The 21,785-nt window shown below is 45.5% G+C and carries 22 protein-coding genes and 2 pseudogenes; 10 read left to right on the forward strand and 14 right to left on the reverse strand.

The genetic code is table 11. The features are described from left to right. The first annotated feature begins 34 nt into the window (after positions 1-34). Complete coding sequence (locus AC1S8V_RS30155) at positions 35-1,195, forward strand: response regulator (RefSeq protein ID WP_482071939.1); 1,161 nt, start codon at positions 35-37, stop codon at positions 1,193-1,195. 606 nt (positions 1,196-1,801) lie between these two features. Here AC1S8V_RS30155 and AC1S8V_RS30160 read toward each other — a convergent pair. Next, positions 1,802-1,918 (reverse strand): annotated as a pseudogene (locus tag AC1S8V_RS30160) (DNA alkylation repair protein); the annotation flags it as partial. A 289-nt stretch (positions 1,919-2,207) separates the two neighbouring features. On the opposite strand from AC1S8V_RS30160, the gene AC1S8V_RS30165 reads away from it, so the two are divergent. Continuing rightward, the gene (locus AC1S8V_RS30165) at positions 2,208-3,185 is read left to right on the forward strand and encodes a YndJ family transporter (RefSeq protein ID WP_482071940.1); all 978 of its coding nucleotides are present in this window, start codon (positions 2,208-2,210) and stop codon (positions 3,183-3,185) included. Positions 3,186-3,357: 172 nt separating this feature from the next. Continuing rightward, positions 3,358-3,810: a HEAT repeat domain-containing protein gene (locus AC1S8V_RS30170; RefSeq protein ID WP_482071941.1), complete on the forward strand. Its 453-nt coding sequence runs from the start codon at positions 3,358-3,360 to the stop codon at positions 3,808-3,810. A 219-nt stretch (positions 3,811-4,029) separates the two neighbouring features. Here AC1S8V_RS30170 and AC1S8V_RS30175 read toward each other — a convergent pair whose 3' ends face one another. Both AC1S8V_RS30175 and AC1S8V_RS30180 read right to left on the reverse strand, forming a co-directional pair. After that, positions 4,030-5,520 carry an aldehyde dehydrogenase family protein gene (locus tag AC1S8V_RS30175; protein ID WP_482071942.1) on the reverse strand — a complete coding sequence of 497 codons (1,491 nt, stop codon included), beginning with the start codon at positions 5,518-5,520 and terminating at the stop codon, positions 4,030-4,032. A gap of 28 nt (positions 5,521-5,548) precedes the next feature. Beyond that, the gene (locus tag AC1S8V_RS30180; protein WP_482071943.1) at positions 5,549-6,634 is read right to left on the reverse strand and encodes a 5-methyltetrahydropteroyltriglutamate--homocysteine S-methyltransferase; all 1,086 of its coding nucleotides are present in this window, start codon (positions 6,632-6,634) and stop codon (positions 5,549-5,551) included. 268 nt (positions 6,635-6,902) lie between these two features. Between AC1S8V_RS30180 and AC1S8V_RS30185 the strand changes: the two genes are divergently transcribed. Further along, on the forward strand, positions 6,903-8,927 hold the full coding sequence (locus AC1S8V_RS30185; RefSeq protein ID WP_482071944.1) for a right-handed parallel beta-helix repeat-containing protein: 2,025 nt from the start codon (positions 6,903-6,905) through the stop codon (positions 8,925-8,927). A 276-nt stretch (positions 8,928-9,203) separates the two neighbouring features. Here the strand turns inward: AC1S8V_RS30185 and AC1S8V_RS30190 are convergent, their stop codons facing one another. Both AC1S8V_RS30190 and AC1S8V_RS30195 read right to left on the reverse strand, forming a co-directional pair. Continuing rightward, positions 9,204-9,860 (reverse strand): ABC-2 transporter permease, encoded by a 657-nt coding sequence (locus AC1S8V_RS30190; RefSeq protein ID WP_482071945.1) that lies wholly within the window; start codon positions 9,858-9,860, stop codon positions 9,204-9,206. Next, complete coding sequence (locus AC1S8V_RS30195; protein WP_482071946.1) at positions 9,853-10,707, reverse strand: ABC transporter ATP-binding protein; 855 nt, start codon at positions 10,705-10,707, stop codon at positions 9,853-9,855. The genes AC1S8V_RS30190 and AC1S8V_RS30195 overlap by 8 nt, the downstream gene beginning before the upstream one ends. 572 nt (positions 10,708-11,279) lie before the next feature. Between AC1S8V_RS30195 and AC1S8V_RS30200 the strand changes: the two genes are divergently transcribed. After that, positions 11,280-11,987 (forward strand): DUF4386 domain-containing protein, encoded by a 708-nt coding sequence (locus AC1S8V_RS30200; protein WP_482071947.1) that lies wholly within the window; start codon positions 11,280-11,282, stop codon positions 11,985-11,987. Here AC1S8V_RS30200 and AC1S8V_RS30205 read toward each other — a convergent pair. Continuing rightward, positions 11,984-12,580 carry a Crp/Fnr family transcriptional regulator gene (locus tag AC1S8V_RS30205; RefSeq protein WP_482074621.1) on the reverse strand — a complete coding sequence of 199 codons (597 nt, stop codon included), beginning with the start codon at positions 12,578-12,580 and terminating at the stop codon, positions 11,984-11,986. The genes AC1S8V_RS30200 and AC1S8V_RS30205 overlap by 4 nt on opposite strands. A 251-nt stretch (positions 12,581-12,831) precedes the next feature. Between AC1S8V_RS30205 and AC1S8V_RS30210 the strand changes: the two genes are divergently transcribed. Both AC1S8V_RS30210 and AC1S8V_RS30215 read left to right on the forward strand, forming a co-directional pair. Then, entirely contained in the window at positions 12,832-13,221 is a 390-nt protein-coding gene (locus AC1S8V_RS30210; RefSeq protein ID WP_482074622.1) for an alcohol dehydrogenase catalytic domain-containing protein, read from the forward strand. Next, positions 13,208-13,282: pseudogene (locus tag AC1S8V_RS30215) on the forward strand (hypothetical protein); the annotation flags it as partial. The gene AC1S8V_RS30210 and the pseudogene AC1S8V_RS30215, both read left to right, overlap by 14 nt. 56 nt (positions 13,283-13,338) lie before the next feature. Here AC1S8V_RS30215 and AC1S8V_RS30220 read toward each other — a convergent pair. Both AC1S8V_RS30220 and AC1S8V_RS30225 read right to left on the reverse strand, forming a co-directional pair. After that, positions 13,339-13,491, reverse strand: coding sequence for a hypothetical protein (locus AC1S8V_RS30220; protein ID WP_482071948.1), 153 nt, complete (start codon positions 13,489-13,491; stop codon positions 13,339-13,341). Positions 13,492-13,753: 262 nt separating this feature from the next. Beyond that, positions 13,754-14,551, reverse strand: coding sequence for an SDR family NAD(P)-dependent oxidoreductase (locus AC1S8V_RS30225; protein ID WP_482071949.1), 798 nt, complete (start codon positions 14,549-14,551; stop codon positions 13,754-13,756). Positions 14,552-14,785: 234 nt separating this feature from the next. Between AC1S8V_RS30225 and AC1S8V_RS30230 the strand changes: the two genes are divergently transcribed. Then, complete coding sequence (locus AC1S8V_RS30230; protein WP_482071950.1) at positions 14,786-15,367, forward strand: helix-turn-helix domain-containing protein; 582 nt, start codon at positions 14,786-14,788, stop codon at positions 15,365-15,367. Then, positions 15,300-15,626, forward strand: a complete 327-nt coding sequence (locus AC1S8V_RS30235; protein WP_482074623.1) for an MmyB family transcriptional regulator — start codon at positions 15,300-15,302, stop codon at positions 15,624-15,626. The genes AC1S8V_RS30230 and AC1S8V_RS30235 overlap by 68 nt, the downstream gene beginning before the upstream one ends. A 169-nt stretch (positions 15,627-15,795) precedes the next feature. Here the strand turns inward: AC1S8V_RS30235 and rlmH are convergent, their stop codons facing one another. From rlmH to AC1S8V_RS30255, 4 genes are all read right to left on the reverse strand, one after another. Next, positions 15,796-16,275 (reverse strand): 23S rRNA (pseudouridine(1915)-N(3))-methyltransferase RlmH, encoded by a 480-nt coding sequence (rlmH, locus tag AC1S8V_RS30240; protein ID WP_339298685.1) that lies wholly within the window; start codon positions 16,273-16,275, stop codon positions 15,796-15,798. Positions 16,276-16,521: 246 nt separating this feature from the next. Further along, positions 16,522-16,689: a CxxH/CxxC protein gene (locus AC1S8V_RS30245; RefSeq protein ID WP_017691462.1), complete on the reverse strand. Its 168-nt coding sequence runs from the start codon at positions 16,687-16,689 to the stop codon at positions 16,522-16,524. 262 nt (positions 16,690-16,951) lie between these two features. Beyond that, positions 16,952-17,476, reverse strand: coding sequence for a hypothetical protein (locus tag AC1S8V_RS30250; RefSeq protein ID WP_482071951.1), 525 nt, complete (start codon positions 17,474-17,476; stop codon positions 16,952-16,954). 390 nt (positions 17,477-17,866) lie between these two features. Further along, complete coding sequence (locus AC1S8V_RS30255; protein ID WP_482071952.1) at positions 17,867-19,144, reverse strand: S1C family serine protease; 1,278 nt, start codon at positions 19,142-19,144, stop codon at positions 17,867-17,869. A gap of 758 nt (positions 19,145-19,902) precedes the next feature. On the opposite strand from AC1S8V_RS30255, the gene AC1S8V_RS30260 reads away from it, so the two are divergent. Beyond that, positions 19,903-20,115 carry a hypothetical protein gene (locus AC1S8V_RS30260; protein WP_036611899.1) on the forward strand — a complete coding sequence of 71 codons (213 nt, stop codon included), beginning with the start codon at positions 19,903-19,905 and terminating at the stop codon, positions 20,113-20,115. Here the strand turns inward: AC1S8V_RS30260 and AC1S8V_RS30265 are convergent. Together AC1S8V_RS30265 and yycI are read right to left on the reverse strand one after the other, a co-directional pair. Next, positions 20,084-20,890, reverse strand: coding sequence for an MBL fold metallo-hydrolase (locus AC1S8V_RS30265; protein WP_105600617.1), 807 nt, complete (start codon positions 20,888-20,890; stop codon positions 20,084-20,086). The genes AC1S8V_RS30260 and AC1S8V_RS30265 overlap by 32 nt on opposite strands. Before the next feature lie 6 nt (positions 20,891-20,896). Then, on the reverse strand, positions 20,897-21,640 hold the full coding sequence (gene yycI, locus AC1S8V_RS30270; RefSeq protein WP_482071953.1) for a two-component system regulatory protein YycI: 744 nt from the start codon (positions 21,638-21,640) through the stop codon (positions 20,897-20,899). Positions 21,641-21,785 lie beyond the last annotated feature (145 nt).

A 21,785-nucleotide genomic window follows, 5' to 3' on the forward strand; every position in this document is an offset into this window, starting at 1 on the left:
AAAAATAGCATACATTTTATGGAGCGTGAACAACATGAAAATCATGCTGGTAGATGACGAAACACTGGTGTTAAACCAGATTCGGCGAATGCTCTCGGGATATGCCGGTATTTCGGTGGTCGGCTCGTTTGGGAATGCGCGAGAAGCTATTATGCGAATGCCAGAACTTCAGCCAGACGTCGTATTTTTTGATATTCACTTGCCAGAAATATCGGGAATCAAAGCTGTAGAGCTGGTACAGAAGGCCTGTCCGGGAGCCGATATTGTATTTGTAACGGCATATAGCGAGTATGCTGTCCAAGCTTTTGAATTGAATGCGGTCGATTATTTACTTAAACCGTTGCATCAAGCACGTTTAGATCAAACGATAAAGCGGTTGATGCAAAAAAGAATGCAAAAAGAAATGTGCTTAACAGCGCCTTCTCGCATTCTGTGTTTCCGGTCTCTCCGTTTTCAGAGCAGCGGCGGGTCTCCGGAAATACCGAAATGGCGCACGGCAAAATCACAGGCTCTGTTTGCTTTCCTGCTGCACCAACGCGGCAATATTGTCCTCAAGGAGACGCTTTTGGAACTGCTGTGGCCGGAGCTTGATGTGAAGCAGGCGACGAATCAATTGTACACATCGATTTATCACATTAGAAAGTGTTTAAAGCAAATGGGCATCGATGCGCCCATTCAAAATATGACTATTCAAGAAGGCTATATACTCGACACAAGCCGCATTCGGATTGACGTGGATGAATGGGAAAACGGCTTGCGGCAGGTGAGCGGCGTAAATTTGACCGATAGTCACTCCGAGCTACAGCGGTTGCTTTCGCTTTATGAAGGGGACTATTTACCGGAGATTGGTTATGGGTGGGTGGAGGACGAACGCGAAAGACTGCGGAAGCTATGGTATCAGAATGCCCGTTCGTTAGCCCGATTCTATGAGAAAGCCATGATGCGGGAGGAAGCGCTGGTGATGTATGAACGGCTTCAGGATGTGGACCCTTATAACGAAGAAGACGGACTTGTGCTGATGAAGCTGTATGCGGCAAGCGGAAGGCACAAAGAAGTGGAGAAGCACTATCATAAGCTGAATCATCTATTTTCAAACGAGCTACGGATCGGTTTGACCGATAAGCTGGTAGACTGGTTCGAACATGCGGGAAAGAAATTTCCCTCTTGGCGCAATGAGGAAACAGAAATTGGATAATCCCACACAATCCGAAAAATAATGTATTAGGTAAATACAAATTCCGCTGGTTATACTACTCGAACCGTCTTTCCAGATGGATCAATTTCTATTCTATCAGTCACGCCTGAGGCAGGAACTCTGAATCTTTACAATTTAGCCGCCCAAGCATCGATGACTTGGATCTTCTCCAAACTAATGTCCGCTTTTACTTATCTGATATTGGCGGAGGCCTCGCGCAGACGTTGAAGGTCTCTCATCCTGTCAGAGGGTGACTGCTTGCGGTTTTTCCATCTTCGGGCTCCAGACAGGTTGTAAGGATTTTTGCTGATTATGGAGAATTCCGTATTCATTATAATCACCAGTAAATACTGGATCCTGCGAGCTTATCCCCTAAATCCCCGGCCCGTTCCTTCACTTCTTCTGTTTTTCCCTTCTTGCCACGACTCTCCCCCTTATATTGTCCTAAACATATTTCGACACTTGCAACTAATCGATCGGCTACACTCGCCTGTTCAGTACCGCCTTACACTTTACATGCCCTTTTTTTATGCAGAAGTTCACAACTCCTAAATTTCGCCCTACTTGTGATACGGTTCACCGTATCACAAGTAGGGCGAAAGTCTTTAAAAAGTCTTCGGTGTTATCAGGCGGTGTTTGTCCAGTCCATCTCAATCGGGCTGGATAATACCAGAAGGCTCGCCTTTGAAGAGCGGAAGGGCTATTTTCCCATGACTCCATCAACCCGTCCTCTGTCGGCGTGGCGAAGGAGATTGCTGTCCTCGATTTTCCTGCTCTTCCTTGTACGAGCGATTCGGTGAACATAGCTTTTGTTTTCTTTGGGAAAATCATAGTACTGACCTGACTGATATTCTCCCATATCAATCCTTCTCGCAGTAAGATAAGCTTATTTTCATATATTGACAAATAAATGTTAGACTACTAAAAGAAGAATTGCCGATCTATACTAAAGAATGCTACACAACTGGATGCAGGCAGTCATTACGATAAACGTAGTTAGAAAGGAAACCCCATGAATAGTTCCTTGAAACAACTAATGAAATCATTATTAGCACCAGCGTTTCCCGGTGGAATCATAACCATTCTGATATTTTATCTTGATTACTTTCAATTCGAACTTGTTGAAAAATTTCTACTGTTTGCGACTTTTGTCATTGTGCCTCTTGTGATTTTACTTTTGAACCATGACGCAAAGAATAAACATCAACGAATGATTTATGCTGCTATGAAATGGCTTCAATTTCCCGCTGCGCTTCTTACCCTGGCCTCGGTAATGAGTAGTAAGATGTGGGGGTTAGAAAGTACGGCAATCCCAGGAATTCTGTCCCTTGGGTGGCTACTGTTCACACTGCTGCTTGGCATCTATGGCTTGACCACTATTGTGATCTCTAAAGGAAAAGCTGCGGAAATAGCAATTGGTGCGGGGCTCGTTTATTTTTTTATCGGGGGCATTTGGTTTACCTTATATCAATATCAATTGAACCTCTTCCAAGCTAATCCTGCAACGCACGCGTTAAGCTCGCTCCACTTTCATTTTTCATCTGCTATCGTTCTGATTTTTATTGGTGCACTGGGACGCATCATGACGAAGAAAAGCTGGTATCCCTGGGTTGTTGCCATCGATATCATCGGACCAATCTTGATTGCTATTGGTATGATTTTCTCCAAGCCAATGGAATACATTGGTGTCACTTTGTTCGCCTGTAATATTGTGGTTTACACCGCTTATCTCCTTACTTACTTGAGGAAAAACGCTTTGCACAACAAGGCAACCATCTTTTTAGGCCTTTCTTGCCTAGCCTTTTACACGGTTGTTGTCCTTTCTATGTTCTATCCGTTACTGAGAAACATGTTTTCCCTAACTATACTCGATTTTATTCCCATTTACGGATCTCTGCATGCGTTTGGTTTTGTTTTATGTGGACTGATTGGTTGGGTGTATATGGTGGACTTCATTAAGAAAAAAAAGATTGTCAAGGAGAATAGATAGGTTGATACATCTATATGAGTGATTACATACAAAAACATGAATTGGTGAATGTGATGTTCAGGCTGTCAATCGGCTTCATAGGAGTAGTTTAGTCAGGTTCGTGCTATAATAGTGATCACATAAATAACATTCATCATTCTGCCGAGATGGCGATGATTAAGGAGATTGAATTTTGACGAACAACCATAATGTTGGAGCAGTTAACGAACTACCGGAGAACTTTGAAGAGCTCAAACGAGCAGCTAACCGGACGTCAAACTGGAGAGAAAGACTGAATGCGGTGAACGAATTGGGGAACTGGAATACAGCCACTACCATTAAGTTGCTGCAGCATGTTTTGACAAATGATCAGGTGTTCCAGGTGCGTGAAGCCGCATATTTCAAGCTGAAGCAGTTGGATGAAGATGTTCAAATGCCTGCCAAAAACAAAGGTGAGCTGTTTAAAGGTCTTAACAAAATTTTGCTACGGATTAAAAAAAGCCTTCCTGAAGGTCACACATTTGAGCAATTTAAGGAAAAACTGCAAAAGACACGTCTGGATATTTATGATACTTACGAGGGCGACAAAGATGCTGAGTTCGACTCCTGGCTCCATGGAATTTGGGAGACACTAGGTAGAAGATAGCCGCCGTTCACCGTATAATAGCTAAGTACCAAGCCACTCCATCAATGGAGTGGCTTCTTTATTTCTTCAGCGTCACCTCCATCAGATATGGGTTATTTTTTCTCTAAAAAAAGTCACTCCTGTCAAACTGATCTGACAAAAAAACGCCCTGTCTACTGATTCTTAAAAATCAGTAAATAAAGCGCAAAGTTAGAGCCTTTTTGAACACCTCTATACCATTTACTCTGGTATATAAGGAAGATCCAGTGTCTTCGGAACGTTGATGACATGCTTTTCTGTATAAGTTCGGATACCTTCGGCGCCGTATTCACGGCCAATACCAGATTGCTTGAAGCCACCGAAAGGGAACCGAACGTCGAGACCCTGCACAGCAGCTGTATTGATCATTGTCGTTCCCGCTTCGAGTTGACGTGCGACGGAGATGGCATCCTCTTCTTTCCCCCACACAGAACTCGTCAATCCATATATGCTTTCATTGTGTAGATGAATAACCTGCTCTTCATCGTCAAATGGCAGAATCGGAACCGTAGGACCAAACTGTTCCTCCACCACAATCGGATCATGAACATCGCAACCTAAGACAAGCGTAGGTTGTAAGTAGTAACCTTGGTCAAACAGCTTCTGATCAAGAATTTGGCCGAGAGGGATGACCTTAGCCCCGCGCTTTTGCGCATCTTCAACCAAGCCAAGCACGACATTTTTCTGCTTCAGGTTATTAACCGGACCTACTGTCGTATTTGAATCAAATGGATCGCCAATTCGAATCCAGCGATTAGCCGCCTCTATATATTTTTCCACAAACTCATCATAAATAGAACGGTGCACATACACACGTTTGGCGATCATACAGATTTGACCTGCTGTCAAGAAATTAGAAATGACAATCCGGCGCATTGCTCGCTCATCATGAACATCAAAACTTTCCAAGAAGATAGCCGCATCATTACCACCAAGCTCAAGCGTCATATCCTTAATCGTTTCCGAAGCCGCTTTAATAATATGCTTAGCTGTTGCGGTTCCACCTGTAAAGGCGATTTTAGTAACCAAAGGATTACTAGTCAGTTCAACGCCCACATCCGCATCACCATGAACGACATTGATTACCCCAGCCGGAAACTCACTCGCAATAATCTCTGCCACCTTCGCTGCCGCCAGTGGCGCAAATGGGCTTGGTTTAAGCACAATCGTGTTGCCCGCAAGTAAGGCAGGAGCGATCTTAATCGTAGATAACGCAATGGGATAGTTCCATGGACTAATCGCTGCCACCACACCAATTGGATCATAGGAAAGAATAGTTTTACCATTCTCATGCTCTTTGATCTCTTCCTGTAGAGCAGATTTGGCTTCATTACAAGCAAACTCCATCCACATTAACGAAACATAAATTTCACCGTGTGCATCATACAAGGGCTTGCCATGCTCTCTAGATAGCAACTGTACAATATCATTCTCAGCTGCTCTAATCTTTTCTATCGCCTTGCGCATCATAATAATGCGTTCATCAATGGAGGTCTGCTTCCATGTTTTAAAAGCCCCTGCCGCCGCTTCAATCGCTTCAACCGCTTGTTCTTTCGTAGTGACAGGGAAATAGCCTACGATCTCAGTTGGGTTTGTCGGATTCTCTTTTGCTAACTGCGAAAGGGATTTTACATTTTGACCATTAATGAACGCTTCAACTATAATTGTCTCTTGGTCTGCTTGTATCGTCATTTTACATCCCCTCCGTTATTTAAATGGATTAATTCCAAACTTCTTCTGCAATTTCTTTCACATAACGAAGTTTACGCCATTGTTGTTCTTCCGTTAAAATATTGCCTTCTTCTGTAGACGAAAAGCCACATTGTGGGCTCAAGCAAAGTTGCTCAAGTGGTACATAGGTTGCCGCCTCTGCAATCCGAGCTTTAATTTGTTCTTTATCCTCTAACTCGCCTGTTTTCGATGTGAGTAAACCAAGCACGATTTTCAAATCTTTTCGATTCACATATTTTAATGGCTCGAAACCACCTGAGCGCTCATCATCAAATTCTAAGAATAATCCATTTACGTTTAAGCCTCCAAAGATAACTTCAGAAGCGTAATCATAACCACCCGTTGAGAAATAGTTCGATTTATAGTTACCACGACAAATATGCATCGTCACAACTAAATCTGCTGGTTTATGAGACAAGGATTCATTAATCATGCGCTGCATCGTTTTCAACTCTTCCACCGGTTCCAGACCTTTAGCACGTAGCTTATCGTGACCAGCTTCTGAGAATAGGTCTGCCCAAGCTGTATCATCTAATTGCAGGTATCGACATCCCGCATCATAGAAGGCTTGAATGGCTTTTTGATACGCCGCAATCGTATCCTGAAGGAATTGCTCCCGGTCCGTATAGATATTGGCGCCACTTTCTAACCGATATAGAAGCATGTTGGGACTTGGAATGGTCTGTTTCGCCACTGCGTCGCCAGCATGCTTTTTCAAAAACTCAAAATCCTGAACAAAGGGATGACTCGAGAAATCTACTTTACCAACAACACGAATCCCACCCTTGCGGGTCTGCATGTTATGGAATTGAGGTCCGTCAATTTCCTCATACAACTCTACGCCATCCAAGCCACCCAGAAAATCAAAATGCCACCAGCTTCTGCGGAATTCACCGTCCGTAACTGCCAATACGCCATTTTCCTTTTGCTTTTCAATAATTCGAATAATCTCTTTATCTTCCACAGCTCTTAATTCCTCATATGTGATGTTGCCTGATTTATATTGTTCACGTGCCTGACTTAAATCTGCAGGACGTAGAAAGCTACCTACATGATCATTACGAAATGGTATCATAACTATTTCTCCTTCTAACTTTTTAGTCTAATGAGTATAGCATGATGGAAAGGAATGCTTGTTATATGAAAAAAGCATGGCTAGTCATAGCTTTTAACAATAGCTAAAAGACTGAGCACTTGTTCATAAAACATCCACCTTCCTATCTCTCCCATTATATTTATTTTCTAGTATAATAAATTGACACAACAATAATTTTAAAATGATCCTGCCTTCAGCTTGTAAGAAACTCTTACGACTTTTTAAGGTAGGAAGAAGGAGAGTTGTTATGGAATATCATGTATCCATACATGGGAATGATCAAGGAAAAGGAACAGCGGATCAACCCCTTCGTACCATATCACGCGCTGCGGCTCATGCCATGGCTGGTGATACAGTTATTGTTCATGCGGGAGTATACAGGGAATGGGTTAACCCGGCTAATGGAGGGACAGCGGAGCATAGAATTGTATATCGATCCGCAGGAGACGGGGAAGTAGTGATCACAGGAGCTGAGCGGATTACCAACTGGAAGTCTGAAGGAGACCATGTCTGGAGCACAGAAGTGCTTAATTCCCTCTTTTCCGTTCGCAATCCCTATGAGGTAGAGCTCAGTGGAGACTGGTTGTTTGACGGGCCCTTCCCGATTCATCTCGGTGATGTCTATTTGGATGGCAAATCATTGTATGAATGCGATAGTATTGAAAGCGTTCACAACCCTGAAGTTTGGTCCGAAGCCAAGTATCCCAAGGATTCATTGTTAAAATGGTATGCCGAGATTGGTTCTACAACAACAAAAATCTGGGCCAACTTTGGTGGAAAAGACCCTCGTACGGAAAATGTAGAAATTAATGTACGTCCTTATTGCTTCTGGCCTGAGAAACCGGGAATTAACTACATCACCGTAAGCGGTTTTACTCTTCGTCAAGCCTCCCCCCAATGGGCACCACCTACAGACTACCAGGAAGGTTTGATTGGACCTCACTGGAGCAAGGGCTGGATTATTGAAAACAATATAATCAGTGAATCCAAATGCGTTGGTATTAGCCTGGGTACCGAAATCGGCACAGGGCACACCAAGTCTTTAGAGAAGCATAGTAAAGGCGGTACTCAACGCGAGCAGGAGGTTATTTTACGAGCATTACGCTCCGGGTGGCATAAGGATAACATCGGCAGTCACATTGTTCGAGGTAATGTAATTCATGATTGTGAACAGGCAGGTATTGTGGGTCATATGGGAGCAGCCTTCAGCCACATTTATCAGAACCGTATTTATAATATTCACCACAAACGACTCAGACATGGTGCCGAAGTAGCGGGAATTAAACTGCATGCTTCACTGGATACTCAAATTAGCGAAAATATAATGTATAGCTGTTACCGTGCGCTTTGGCTGGACTGGCAGGCACAGGGCACTCGCATCAGCCGTAATGTATTTTTTGACAATCTCTCGGAAGACCTCTTCGTTGAGGTGTGCCATGGTCCATATATGGTCGATCATAATCTATTCCTCTCGCCCATGAATTTCAGAAATATGGCTCAGGGCGGAGCCTTTGCTCATAATTTGTTTGCAGGCCGATTTGTCGTTCGTTCCGAAATCACCCGTATTACGCCATATCACTTCCCTCACGAGACGGCCATGGCCGGATACTCCAATATCACTGGAGGCGATGACAGGTACTACAACAATATTTTCTTGGGTGATAACGATGCGAATAAAGAACCTGTTCCTATTACCTTCTTTGAGCATCTTCCCCTTAAATCAAGGGATGAAGTTGGAGAGGACGGGAAGACGGTCATGGATGGTGTTCCGGACAATTCCATATGTTATCTGCATGCTGTGGGACTTGGCGGCTACGATCAACATCCTGATGTGAAAGATAAGAATTGGTGGGAATACACCAAAGAGGAGCTTATGGAGCTTGGCGATGCCGCGAAGGATTTCTTTATAGGCAATGCCGTTCTTCCGGTAGCTATGGGTGGCAATGTATTTCTTAACGATGCGGTTCCAAGTCGTCACGAATCCCAAGCAAAGATAGTTGCACAGAAGAGCGTAAAAATTGAGATGAATCCTGCACTAGGCAAAGTGCACATTCAGATCCATGATCCCGAATTGCTTCGGGGAACCTCTGCAATGTTAGTTACCACGGATCTGCTTGGAAAGACTTATCACGCCAACATGAAGTTTGAGGAGCCGGACAGCAGTCCATATCATTTTAACTCCGATTTTTTCGGAACAAAGAGACCCGATGCAGATGTTACACCTGGTCCCTTTGAATTAACCGAAAAGGGTACGATTGATTTTGATATGTAGTTTATGATTGAGGATCCAGTCATCTTAGGTGATTGGATCTTTTTCATGTGTAAAGCCTCTATTCCGCTGATCACGATAGAGGCTTTTAATTGGTGAACGATGCTCTTTTTTCTTTAGGGTGAGCTCTATTTTTGTCAAAAGTATTCCGCTGTTACTTGTGGTAAGGTTCGGCGTATCATCGCTGAGGCGAAAAAAAGCATGATCCTCAAACTGACGACCAGACTCTTTATTAAAGGATATAATTCGGATACTCGGATGTATTAAAATTCGTTACATTCAGATTATTTCCACTTTCAGGAACCGTCTCACTCCATTCCGATAGGCAAACAGAGTGAATGCAATAAATATCACGATACCTACGATCAGTATAAATAGTTGCAGCGCCATATTACCCGCCCCGGAGCCATTAAAAATGTCGTTCATCCACGGACTCTTCATTCCGATCCACTGAGCAACTCCGGCAAAAAGCATGGCGGCCGTAGTAGATGCGATCGTTGCAGCACCATATTTATACGCCGTCTTGAAATAAATGGATAGAAATACGATGTTGAAGATCCCGAACAAGATAAAGCATAATCCCCAAAAACCCAAGTGTGGCGCAAAGAAATAGTAAAACATATTCGGGTATAAACGAAACGTAAATATGCTGAAGAACATTGCAGCTAAAAGATGCATGAGTTCCAGGATGACAATAACGGTTATCCTGGCCTTCACGATGTCTTTTTTGCTCACGGGCAACATCATACTAAACATCAGATCATTCTGACTTTTAAACCCGCCAAACATGTTCGGTACCGTTATCCAACAAAAATAAAGTGGGACGAGCAAATAGAGCCAACCGGGAATAAGCATTAAGGCGCCCATTAAGAAGGGTAATACGAGGAACCAAGGATTTACGGCTAGTTTCAAATCTTTCATTACCAAGTTATACATACATATTCTCCTTTTTTGCGAAATAAATCATGATCTCCTCGAGGCTCGGCGTAGTTGCCACTAAGTTGGTGGATGGATCAAAGTCTTTAGTATGAATCAATCCGGTAAAGCCGAGACTGTTGATTTTATAGGAAATCAACCGATCCCTCACTTCGCTTAACTGGACCTCGCTGCCGCTGAGTAAACGATAGGATCCCATAAAATCGTTTTTCTCTGAACTGGCGATGATTTGCCCATTTTCAATGAAGGTAATAAAATCCGCGCATTTTTCCAAGTCGGATGTAATATGAGTAGAGAACAGGATGCTGATCTCTCCGCCAACGATGATTTCTTGAAAAAGATCCAACAGATCGTCTCTTGAGACAGGATCGAGTCCGCTTGTCGGCTCATCAAGGATGAGAAGCTTCGCACCATGGGATAAAGCAAGGGCCAAGCTGTACTTTACTTTCATTCCAGATGACAATTCGGCGATTTTTTTGTTTTCATCCAATTTGAATCTTCTGAGATAGCTGTAGTAGGTCTTGTCATTCCAATGCTTATAAAACTTCTTTGTGATATCGGTCAGTGTTTTTATTTTGCTGCGCGTATAGAAATCGATATCGCCGAATGCCCATCCGATTTCCTGCTTCAATTCGATTTCGTGTTCAGCGATGTTCTTGCCAAAAATGCAGACCTCGCCACTGTCAATTTGAATCATGTGCAGGATCGATTTTATCGTGGTCGTTTTTCCTGCGCCATTGGCACCGATAAAACCCATAATATACCCCTTCTTCATTTGAAACGATACATCTTTAAGCTGAAAGTTGGGGTATTTCTTATTTACATTTCGAACGTCTAATGCAAGCATACTGTACCTCCTCGGTTTTTTAATATCATAATATCGAGAGGTGGAGGACGCATTGACTTAAGTCAAGAAAAAATTATGATGGCAATGATCTCTAACATACTGCCAATCCTTTAGAGAAAGCTGGTCGTTTTTAGCATCGCTTTTGCTAAAACGACCGGCTCTCGATTTCACCTTTTTACCCTCTAGTTGAGTCCTTTTCACACCTTTAAACAGCAACCACAAACAAATGGAGAACTCTCAAGGTGGTTGGAATTGTTTTACTATTGCAATATTGGATACTATTCAAAAAATTGCAAAAAAAAAAAAACGTTCGTGCAGTCGGTCTCCAGAGATTTCGAGTTCTATGCTGTATGTCTTGTGTAAATAACCGTTGAGACTCATCTGTGCTCATGAAAAAGAAGGAGAAGCCTCCCAGTAAGATAAAGACGGCAGCTCTTATACTCCAAACCCAGTGTTTTGTACTTCCTTTAAGATATTTCGGCATTTTTTTCTCTTGTATCATTTCTTGACTTAAGTCAATGAAGCCTTCTCCATTCGATAGTACGATATAAAAAAACGAGGAGGTTTTCATTATGTACGACCAACATCAATTCAGAAACCATTCGGCCATCATTGCGGGTCTTTCGTTGTTGATCATGACCATTGCCGCAGCATTCTCTTACGGGTTTGTTCACAGTTCATTGATCGTGCCCGGAGACCCGATGACCACGCTGGAGAACATCCAGGAATCTCGTTCCCTATTTGACATGGGGATCCTTGGATGGCTGGTGATCATCATTACGGATCTATTGATTTCATGGTTCTTTTATGTATTCCTGAAGCCCATTCATCGCGAATACTCGTTAGTAGCAGGTTGGCTTCGGCTCCTGTACACCGCTGTCCTGGCAACAGCCGTTACACATCTGGTGATTGGCAAAAGTATAGCTCGTGAAAGCACTGCGATGTTCGACTCATTGGACGCAGTGGCATCGCAGGTGATGCTATCTGTAACATCCTTTGAATCGATATGGTCGTTCGGTTTGATCCTGTTCGGGTTGCATCTCTCGGCTATCGGTTTTGTAGCATGGAAAGCAAAACAGATACCCAAGATTATCAGCATCTTATTGGTTGCAGCAGGCTTCAGTTATACGCTGATTCATCTCATGTACGGCTTTATACCGCAGCTGGACCATGTTACTTCATTACTGGAAACCCTTTTGAGCGTTCCGATGTTTGTTGGCGAGCTTGGGTTTGGCATCTGGCTTTTGTTCAAAGGAAGGAAGTTGAGAACATTGGACTAATCGACCATTCTAAGGTGTGTTGCTCCAAACCGCCTTTTGATGCGACTCAGCGATTCGGGTGTGATCCCCAGATAGCTGGCCAACTGGTATTGCGGCACTCTATTGATCAATTCCGGGCGGTTTTCTTGAAGCGCCTTGAATCGTTCTTCCGGTGTCGAAGCCATGAACGAGGAGAAATCATCGCGGATCTTCCCCATATCCTCCTCGATCATCTTTCGAGTCATTGTTTCAAGCACAGGGTGCATGTCATACACGTCTTGTTCAGTGAAGAGGTCGCCGACGACCAACTCACAGTCTTCCAGGCAACTGAGCGAGTATTTGGACGCTTTATCCTCAGCATGCTGATTGAAGATCGTGACGCTTTGTTCTTCAGTATAAAAGTTGAAGGTGGTTTCCTTCCCTTCGTCATCAACAGCATATTGGCGGATACAACCTTGCAAAACGAAATAGCATTTGTCGGGAACTTCCCCCTGATGCTGCAGAATCGCACCCTTTTTGAAACTCCCTGTTGGAACACCTTCTGCAATACTGGCAAGCTCGTCATCACTTAAGTCTGAAAAACGCTTCATGTAGTCGATAAGGACTTGTTTGATCAGAATTACCCCCTTATAAACTGGTTTACTTCTATTTTAGCATAACGGGATATCTGAAATATCACTTATTATCCGAAATAAGTCATTTAAACTGAACATGGAAAGGGAGAGAATCCGTGAGAGCTATTGTCTATAAAAAATTCGGACCCCCGGATGTGCTTGAGTTAGAAGAGATTGAGAAACCTGTGCCCGAGGATCACGAAGTATTGATCAGAATCCAGGCGGCTACCGTAGCAGCAGAGGACCCGGGCATGCGGTCATCACCAGGACTGAACGGCTGGAGGAAGCCGAAGAGGAGCATATTGGGTTTTTATCTGTCCGGGGTGGTGGAAGCCACAGGGAAGGACGTGACACGCTTAAAGAAAGGCGATGAGGTCTATGGTAATACGGGGTTGGGGCTGCTCGGCACCTATGTGGAGTATAAATGCATGCCTGAGCAAGCAGCACTCGTCAGCAAGCCTACGCATATAACCTGCGAAGAGGCCGCAGCTATTCCCAATGGCGTATTGACCACCTTGCCATTTCTTCAAGAAAATGGAAACATTCAAAAGGGCCATAACGTATTGATATTCCGGAGCGGTAGGAACTGCGGCGGTACAGCTTGCCAAGTCCTTTGGAGCGAAAGTAACTGGGGTATGTAGTACTGCCAACATGGATTTGGTCAAAAAGTTGGGTGCCGATACAGTTAACGCGGGCCCTTGAAGCATTTGCAGGGCTTAAATCATATCCAAAAAAATCACCGGCCAACAGCCAAAACATTAGGCCACTTTTTCGCGTTCGCCTACAATGATATTAGTTGAAACACCGTCCATGACGGCTCCAGTTACCCCTCCAACCAATGGAATGGCTTTGGACAAATTACTCGTTTTCAAGAGGCTGAACATGGCGACAAGGGTGTTACTGAGCATCAAGTTGTGCCTGTTTTCCTTTTTCGGAGAGCAACTGGCGAGGAGATTTATGGACCAAAAAAACAAGTAGTAAAGCTCCTTTTAAGGGAGTTCGTAAAGAAGACGGCCTCACCCCCACCCTCCTCATTTGGGGCAACATTCTGCGCCCAGCAAGCGGTTAAGTCGAAAGCAAAAGGCACCCAATCAGGCGCCTTCGCAATACTACCCCGCCTCTTGCTTGATCTTGGACTACTACAATACCCCACTTGATGCCGATTCGCCGTTGTCAATTCCTATTAGGATTTGACATTTTCTCCATAATCAAGGCCACCCTGCGCCTGTTAAAAAATCGGATCAATTGAGCCATAATATAATTGGTACGTCCATCGATGATATAGCTGCGTCCTTGGTCAATCCCCCGAAATCCGGCCTGTACAACCTTTTCCGGAGTTGAGAGCTTTTGGCCCGCAGCCATGTCTTTACTGCCAACCGCATCGAAAAACCCCGTATCGGTTGCACCAGGGCACAGTGCGAGAACGCGAATGCCTCTCCCACGCACTTCCGCCCATAGCGCCTCAGAGAAAGACAATACGAAGGCTTTAGTAGCTCCATAAACGGCCGAATACGCACAAGGCATAAACGCTGCCATCGAAGCCACGTTAACGATGATTCCGTCCTCTTGCTTCAACATATTGGGCAGAAAACGATGTGCAAGATCGACTAGCGCATACGTGTTCAGCATAATCTCTTCCTGCTCACGTTCTGGGGCTATTTCCTCGAAACGACCGTAAGTGCCAAACCCTGCGTTATTGATGAGAATATCGACCGACAAGCCAAGTTCGGAAATTTGTTCAGCCAGTAGACGCGGGGCGTCCGCTTCGGACAAATTGCAGGCCAACACATAGGCCTGCACGCTGTATTGTCGGTTGATTTCCCCAGCCATTGTATCCAGTTTGTCTTTGGATCGTGATACCAGCACTACATGACAGCCTCGTGCCGCTAGTTCTTGGGCATACACCTTCCCAATTCCGGATGAAGCTCCAGTGACTACAGCCAGCTTATTTCTATATGCATACTTATTCAAGAAAAAAACTCCTTCTATGTCATAGGTTATCTTTATAATACCGTCGGTAGAAGGTGACAGCCACATCATGTTTATACTATTAATGAGACTAATAGCTTCAGTCCCCGGTTATGGTTCTCTATTTGTGGCAACAGATCTGAACACAGATTATAATAATGTTAAACTTAGTGCTTTGGGTCAAATGGGTTCATTGCGATGAGTATTCTCTTTCAGTAGCAATTGGAGGTGACATATGTGACAACAAATCGTTTCTCATCCGCGTTGGGTGAATTTATTAAATCACGTAGAGAACGGTTACAGCCTTCTGAAGTAGGGATAACGCCGCTTCCTGGCCGAAGACGCACCCCAGGGCTCCGAAGAGAAGAGGTCTCGTATCTCGCTAATTTAAGCGTGACTTACTATACTTGGCTGGAGCAAGGCAGAGAGGCAAATCCTTCACCGGAAGTGTTGCTGAATATTAGCACCGCGTTGATGTTGGACGAAGACGAACGGAAGCATCTGTTTGATCTGGCCAATGTAGACCTGGCAAGCGTGGGTATAGTACTAAATTGCAGAAAATCAGATCCCCGTTTTTTGCAAACGATCGTAGATCAATTGCATTATCCTTCTTTCGTCACAGATGAGGGTACGGATGTAATCGCCTGGAACCGGGCATCCGAACTGATTATAGCCGATTTCGGCAGTTTGCCGAAAAGCGAACGGTATATGATGAACATTATGTTTTTGCAATTCGGATTACCGCAAAAGACTGGTAAATTGGGAAGCGTACGCCCGATACACCACGGCGATGCTGCGGGCAAACATAGACCGTTATAAGGATAATCCATTGTATATGGAACGGATTGAACGATTAAGGCTGGAAAGTAAGGAGTTCGTACATTTCTGGGAGTTCTATGAAATCAAGCAAAGACGGGTCGCAACCGCTTTATTTCGTTTTCCGGACGCGCAGGAGATGGAGTTTGTAATCCACTCCGCTTCTGTTATCGATAACGACCCAAACCTGCACTGGTGTTTCTACGTTCCGGTAACCGGGTCAGGCACCGAAGAGAGATTGTTGCGTCTACTAAATACATAGAAACCCGTTAACCTTTCCCTCCAACTCCTTTGAAACTCTCTAGCATGAAAAAGCAGAGTAGTAGAACCATTTACTAATAATGAGGTTCTCGGAGCTGTCCGAAATGGAAAGTTTAATTCAAAATAACGTTCCCAACTTCATAGAGCAAAATGCAGCCAAAAATTTCGCCCTACTTATGGTACGGTTCCCCCCGATTTATCTTCACAGCGCGATAAATCTGCTCCACCAACACCAGCCGCATAAGCTGATGCGGCAGGGTCATGCGCCCGAAGCTCAAGCGCTGCTTCGCGCGGCGCAACACCTCATCGGAGAGCCCATGGCTTCCTCCGATAACAAACACGACATGGCTCGTCCCATACGTGCCGAGCTTGTCGATCTCCATTGCCAGCTCCTCGGAGCTCCAGAGCTGGCCATCCAATGCGAGCGCGACAACATGCGCCTCGCTCTTCACATGCGCGAGGATGCGTTCGCCCTCGCGTTCTTTTACCGCCCGAACCTCAGCTTCGCTCAGGGTATCGGGCGCCTTTTCGTCTGCAACCTCGATCATCTGAAACTTGATGTACGGGGCGAGACGCTTGGCATATTCTTGAATGCCCAGCGTCAGATATTTTTCCTTCAATTTGCCTACGCCAATAATCTGAATAAACATAACAATTCCTCCTAAATTGTCTTGCGAGATATTCTATAAATAAGATGCTTCATAGCATCGTTCGTTCCAACTCGTATTATCTATACTACACATTTCTCCAAATTCTAACGAGATTCCCCCACAAACACAAAAAGAGCGCTCATCACGCTCTCCTTGGCTTCTTGCTGTGATGTTCATACCGGATGGAAAGTCCGCCAGAAGCGCCACCTAAAGTCACACCTCCAGCCGTCTAAATCCTACAGTACGCTAAACGACGAGGAATTCCGCGTGCTGTTCGCACTCGGCGCATTTCGCAGGCGGGTCCCAATCGGCAAATTCCGTCTCCTTCAGATCAACGATATCTGGAGCGTCCTCATACTCATCGACAAACATGTCGATGGCAATGTCCACGTGTTCTTTGCATACAACGTACATCCGTTAAGCATCCTTTCTGTAACCAGCTATGTTCCCGATTCACAACCGCGTATCCCATTACAGGATAGCCACTTCTCAGTTCTATCACACCTGCCACCGAAAAGAAACCCCCAGCCCTAATTTATCGTGCCCAACCTCTCTATGCGGCAAAATAAACACAAAAAGCATTCTTTTTAGATACCTCCACGGTATCCTGAAAAGAATGCCCCTGTGACAGTAACAATCCAAATCCACATAGCTAATGAATCTTGCTCCACGCTCTTTAATTCAATCCCGACTGCGCCTTCGTCAACAGCTTCCCGCCTTGAAAAGCAATAACCGCATTGGCACCATTGCCGGCTGTACCTTTGTAGTTGTAAACCACCATATTCTCCGCTTCACTCAGCGCTTCACCTTCGCCGCCAAGGATCTCGATAACATCTTCTACCGACATGCCAACCTCAAGCTTCTCATACTGGGCAAACGTAATCAGCACCCCGTCGCCTTTCCCCGCCGATCCGTTGTTTCCCGAGGCCGCAGGCGTTTGACCACCAGCCTGACCTACTGCAATTACATTTGTACTCAGCTCACTCAACTTGGCCTCAAGCTCTACGATCTTTTGTTCCTGCTCACTGCTCTTGGCTCCCTGTTCCATCAGTTTCTTCTCCAGGCCAGCAATCTTCTCTTGCAGGGCACTTGTATCCACAGATGCTCCGGTTGTAGCTACCTCAGATCCACAGGCAGATAGCATAAACAGGGACAGCGCCAAGCTCGTTCCCCCAAGCATCTTTTTCCTCAATCGTTTCATTACAAATACCCCTTCCATTCCGAAATAAAAAATGTGATCAACAAACAGATGTTATTTGCATCAGCGACCGTCCCAACATATTGACAACAGTTTACCACAGCCCGAGTCTTATGTATCTGCTCCTTAGGCTCCGGGTCTAACTGATCATGGGGAGATAAAAATGGTTGATCTACTCATTTACTGTCGAACGAACACGTCCAATCCCTAGTACAGCCAGTGTTAATTCGATGTCCTGACTTATGTAATTACGACCTGCTCCACCTTATACAAACAAACATTGTGCATAATGCTGAACCAACAACTAAAGAAGAGTGGTCAGATATCTGATCACTCCTCTAGCATTGCCCTATTTCAATCCAAACAACAGCATAGGCTCCGTTTGAAATTTCCTTATTCCGGTTTATCCGTCAGCTTCACCGATACTTTCTCAGCTTTACCGTCCCGGTAGAAGGTCACTTCAATGGTATCTCCAATCTTCTTCTCATCGTACAGATATTTCCGCAGATCCAGCGTGGAGGTAATTTTTTGCCCGTCAAATTCCGTAATGACATCATTCAGCTTCATACCTGCTTCAGATGCCGGACCGGATGCTTCCAGCACAACCACACCGCTATCCACATGAGATGGCAGCTTCAGATCCTTGCGCTGCTCGTCATCCAGTGGTGCATAAGGGTTGCTCAGATCTACCGTGTACACGCCTAGGTACGGACGAGATACTTTGCCGTTCAGTAGCAGGGAATCGACCGTTCTCATCACTTCGTTCATCGGAATCGCGAAGCCGAGACCTTCAACGCCCGTATCCGAGATCTTCATCGTGTTGATGCCGACTACTTTGCCGTTCAGATCGACCAAAGCACCGCCGCTATTACCTTCGTTAATTGCCGCATCCGTCTGGATCACGTTTTGCTCCCAGTCGTATACCCCGTCCTGATTAATCGATACAGGCAGAATACGATCCGTGTAACTAACAATACCGGATGTCAGCGTACCGCCCAGACCGAGCGGGTTTCCGATCGCCAGCACCGTTTGACCGCGCTGAAGTTTGCTGGAATCACCGATCTCTGCGACTGCACCCAGCCCTTTATCTTCTGCGGATAGTACCGCAATGTCACTTACCCGGTCTTTACCAACCAGCTTCGCTTTATGTGTCTCCCCATCTACGGTCACAATCTCCAGATCACTCGCACCCTCCACTACGTGGTGGTTGGTCATGATATAGGCCTTGCCATCTTCCTTCTTGAAAATGACCCCTGAACCCAGCGCCGAATCTTCCATCGATAGACTGCTACCCGTTTTATGGTTCACAATGCTCACCACGGAAGGACGAACGTGTGCTGCTGCCTGGATAATCCGATCGTATGGATCAGCTGCCTGCGCTGTCTGTGCACTGCCTCCACCACCATTACCTGTAGCATTAGCCAGCGGTAACGAAGCGGGTTGTGTGATGAAGCTAAACAGTGTGACGGTCACGATGGAGCTAATCACCGAGCTGATCACAGCAACTTTCACTGTGGAACTGATTCCCGTACGCGATCTGCGCGGATTGCTCCAGCGGTCACGTCCACGTGCTCTGCCTCCAGGGCGAATGATCTGAAGTTTGCCTTTCTGTTCAGGTTCGGCGCGTCTTGATACTTTGGTTGAATAAAAATCGTCTCCAAACAATCCCATCGTGATCCTCTCCCCTTCGTTGTCACGCATCAAGACCCTGACTGCCGCCTAAGTTGTCGCATGGTTCAACGATGGTGTCCTTACGTTACCCCACTCCAGCCACAGCCGAGCTTTCGATCGCTGTTACTCACAAATTTTCATCCCATTTTCAGGGTGAAATTTGTTCATCGCGTATGCTCCCGAAGTAGCTTTCCTTCAGAAAGCTTTCCGGCGAACGCTACGCTTCTCCAGCCTCGTTCTGTGTCTTTCGTTACGTGCGTACCGTAAATAACCTCTCGGTTTCCCATGCTTTTTTGCATTTTTATAAAATGGTCTTGCATATCGCCGCATCCCGGCATCAAATCAAGATACAGCGTCTATGTACAACAGAACGGATTCTCCATTCTGTCAGTGACTCTATCAATCATGCTCTCGCATTCTATGACATGCCATTTCACACGCAAAACAGCCAAAATCACAATGCTCCTCATATACTAAACACGTCAAATCACAAAAAGTTGCATATTTACGAAAATTAACGCAAATTTCCGCTATAACTCACTTAACAATAAAGGTCCATAGTATCTATCACCACAAAATCAGGTTCGCTAAGCGCCGTTTTGGCCATTTTTAAGAACTTTTTCACCCCTGCATGGTCACAGGTTCAGCATACACGCCTTATCACACAAATGTTAGCGGCAAAAAGAGGAATGTTTTCCACCCAGCCTGACTACAATAATAGTAAAAGACAATTCAAAGCTTCATAGAGGAGGATATATATGGATCGCACGCGTACACTCACAGCCATGGATGAAGTTCATATGGCGGCCAAGCTGGCCGATCTCAAGGAAGAACACTATCGCAACACGCTTGCACTCAGTACCATCATCGAACTGCTTATTGATAAAGGTATTCTAACCCGCGAGGAAGTTGAGCGCAAAGCCGCCGAACTCGACAGCTTTATGGCTCACCCACCCTATCCCATGGCGTAGGACGGTCGTAATACGTATCACAGAGTTTGAACTCATGATCCCGATAAAAGCATCCACGGCTCTCCATTGCGTCGCGCACCGACATTTTCGCCAAGTCCATCATATTATGATCTCGGCTAAGATGTGCCAGATACGTGCGCTTGATGCGTCCGTTCATTAGTTCACTAAGCGCTGCCCCTGCCGCTTCGTTCGACAAATGCCCGATGTCGCTCAAAATCCGGCGCTTGGTGTTCCACGGATAACGCCCCATACGCAGCAATTCGACATCATGATTCGCCTCTAGCACCAGCACGTCAGAATCTGAGATCGCATCGCGAACCTTGTCGCTCATGTACCCGAGATCCGTTGCAACAGACAGCTTCTCACTGCCGTCATCGAACGTATATCCTACCGGTTCAGCCGCATCATGTGAGATCCCAAAGGATTCCACGCGCAGTGACCCAAAATCATGCTTTTCACCTGTCTCAAATACCCTCCGGTTTTCCTCTGGAATCGCCCCAACCGACTTCTCCAGTGCCGCCCATGTATTCAGATTCGCATAGATTGGTAAATTATATTTCCGAGACATCGCGCCTAGTCCTTTAATGTGATCGGAATGTTCATGGGTAACCAGAATCCCGTCCAATTCTGCCCCAGAAATCTCCCTTTCCTGAAACAGTGCATCCAATCGCTTCGCACTAAGACCCGCGTCAATCATGAGTGAGGTACCCCCATGCTGTATGACTGTGGCATTACCTGTCGAACCGCTGGATAACACGGTAAAATATATCCCCATAACGCATTACTCCCCTGGTTTGTCTGTCTTGGGACTGAATACATCCCCACTGATGCCCTGCACGTACAACACTTCGCCACTTTCCAGCACGAACCGCCATGCCGGCATCGCTACCTGTATATCTGAATTGAACAACTGGCCGTAATAGCCCAGCTGAATATCTTTGACAATTGCATCATTTGGCAAAAAGTTTTCGATCAGCGTTCCCAGCGCCTTCGACGCCGGAAGCACCTGCTGATCGCTCTCCTCTGCGGTTGTAATCCGCACTGGAGTTTGACGGTAACCCGTTATTTTCTGGTCGCTGTAGAATAGCTCCAGACTCACATTGAAGAGCGGCCATTTGCCATCCACCAGTGGGTGAAGCACAAAAGCCCCATCCTCGGCCATCAGCTGATCCAGCCTATACGTGCCGATCTGTGGAATCTCATCCTGCAACGCATCCTCCAGCTCACTCTGCGAGAAGATCAGCTTGCTATCTACAGGCTGTTCCAGTTCCATATCAACGCCAGCCTTGTCCTCTTCAATGAACTCATAGGACAACTTTGGCAGCTTCGGCGTTTCATTCGGAATCGGAGCCAGCACCTGAATGCCCTTCTCTTCCATCGCCTGCTGCGTATTGTCTGCCAATGAGGTGAAGTCCAGATTGGCTCCGGCCGTCTCCCGCGCATCCATCCAGATCTGGTATCCCAGCACCAGATTGAGCAGCAGAAAGGCATAGATTAATACATTTTTCGCCCGTCCCCAATCCATAACATTCACCTCCCTAACTTAGCTGCTTGCAATACTTTCTCAAGTTGCCTACACCTTCCACCGGAACTGGCCGTTTATAGCCTTTGAACTTAAAGCTATACGATAACGGAGAGGGCAGAAATAACCTGAAGAAGCGGAGCGTTCG

The organism is Paenibacillus sp. B46(2026), assembly GCF_056786355.1.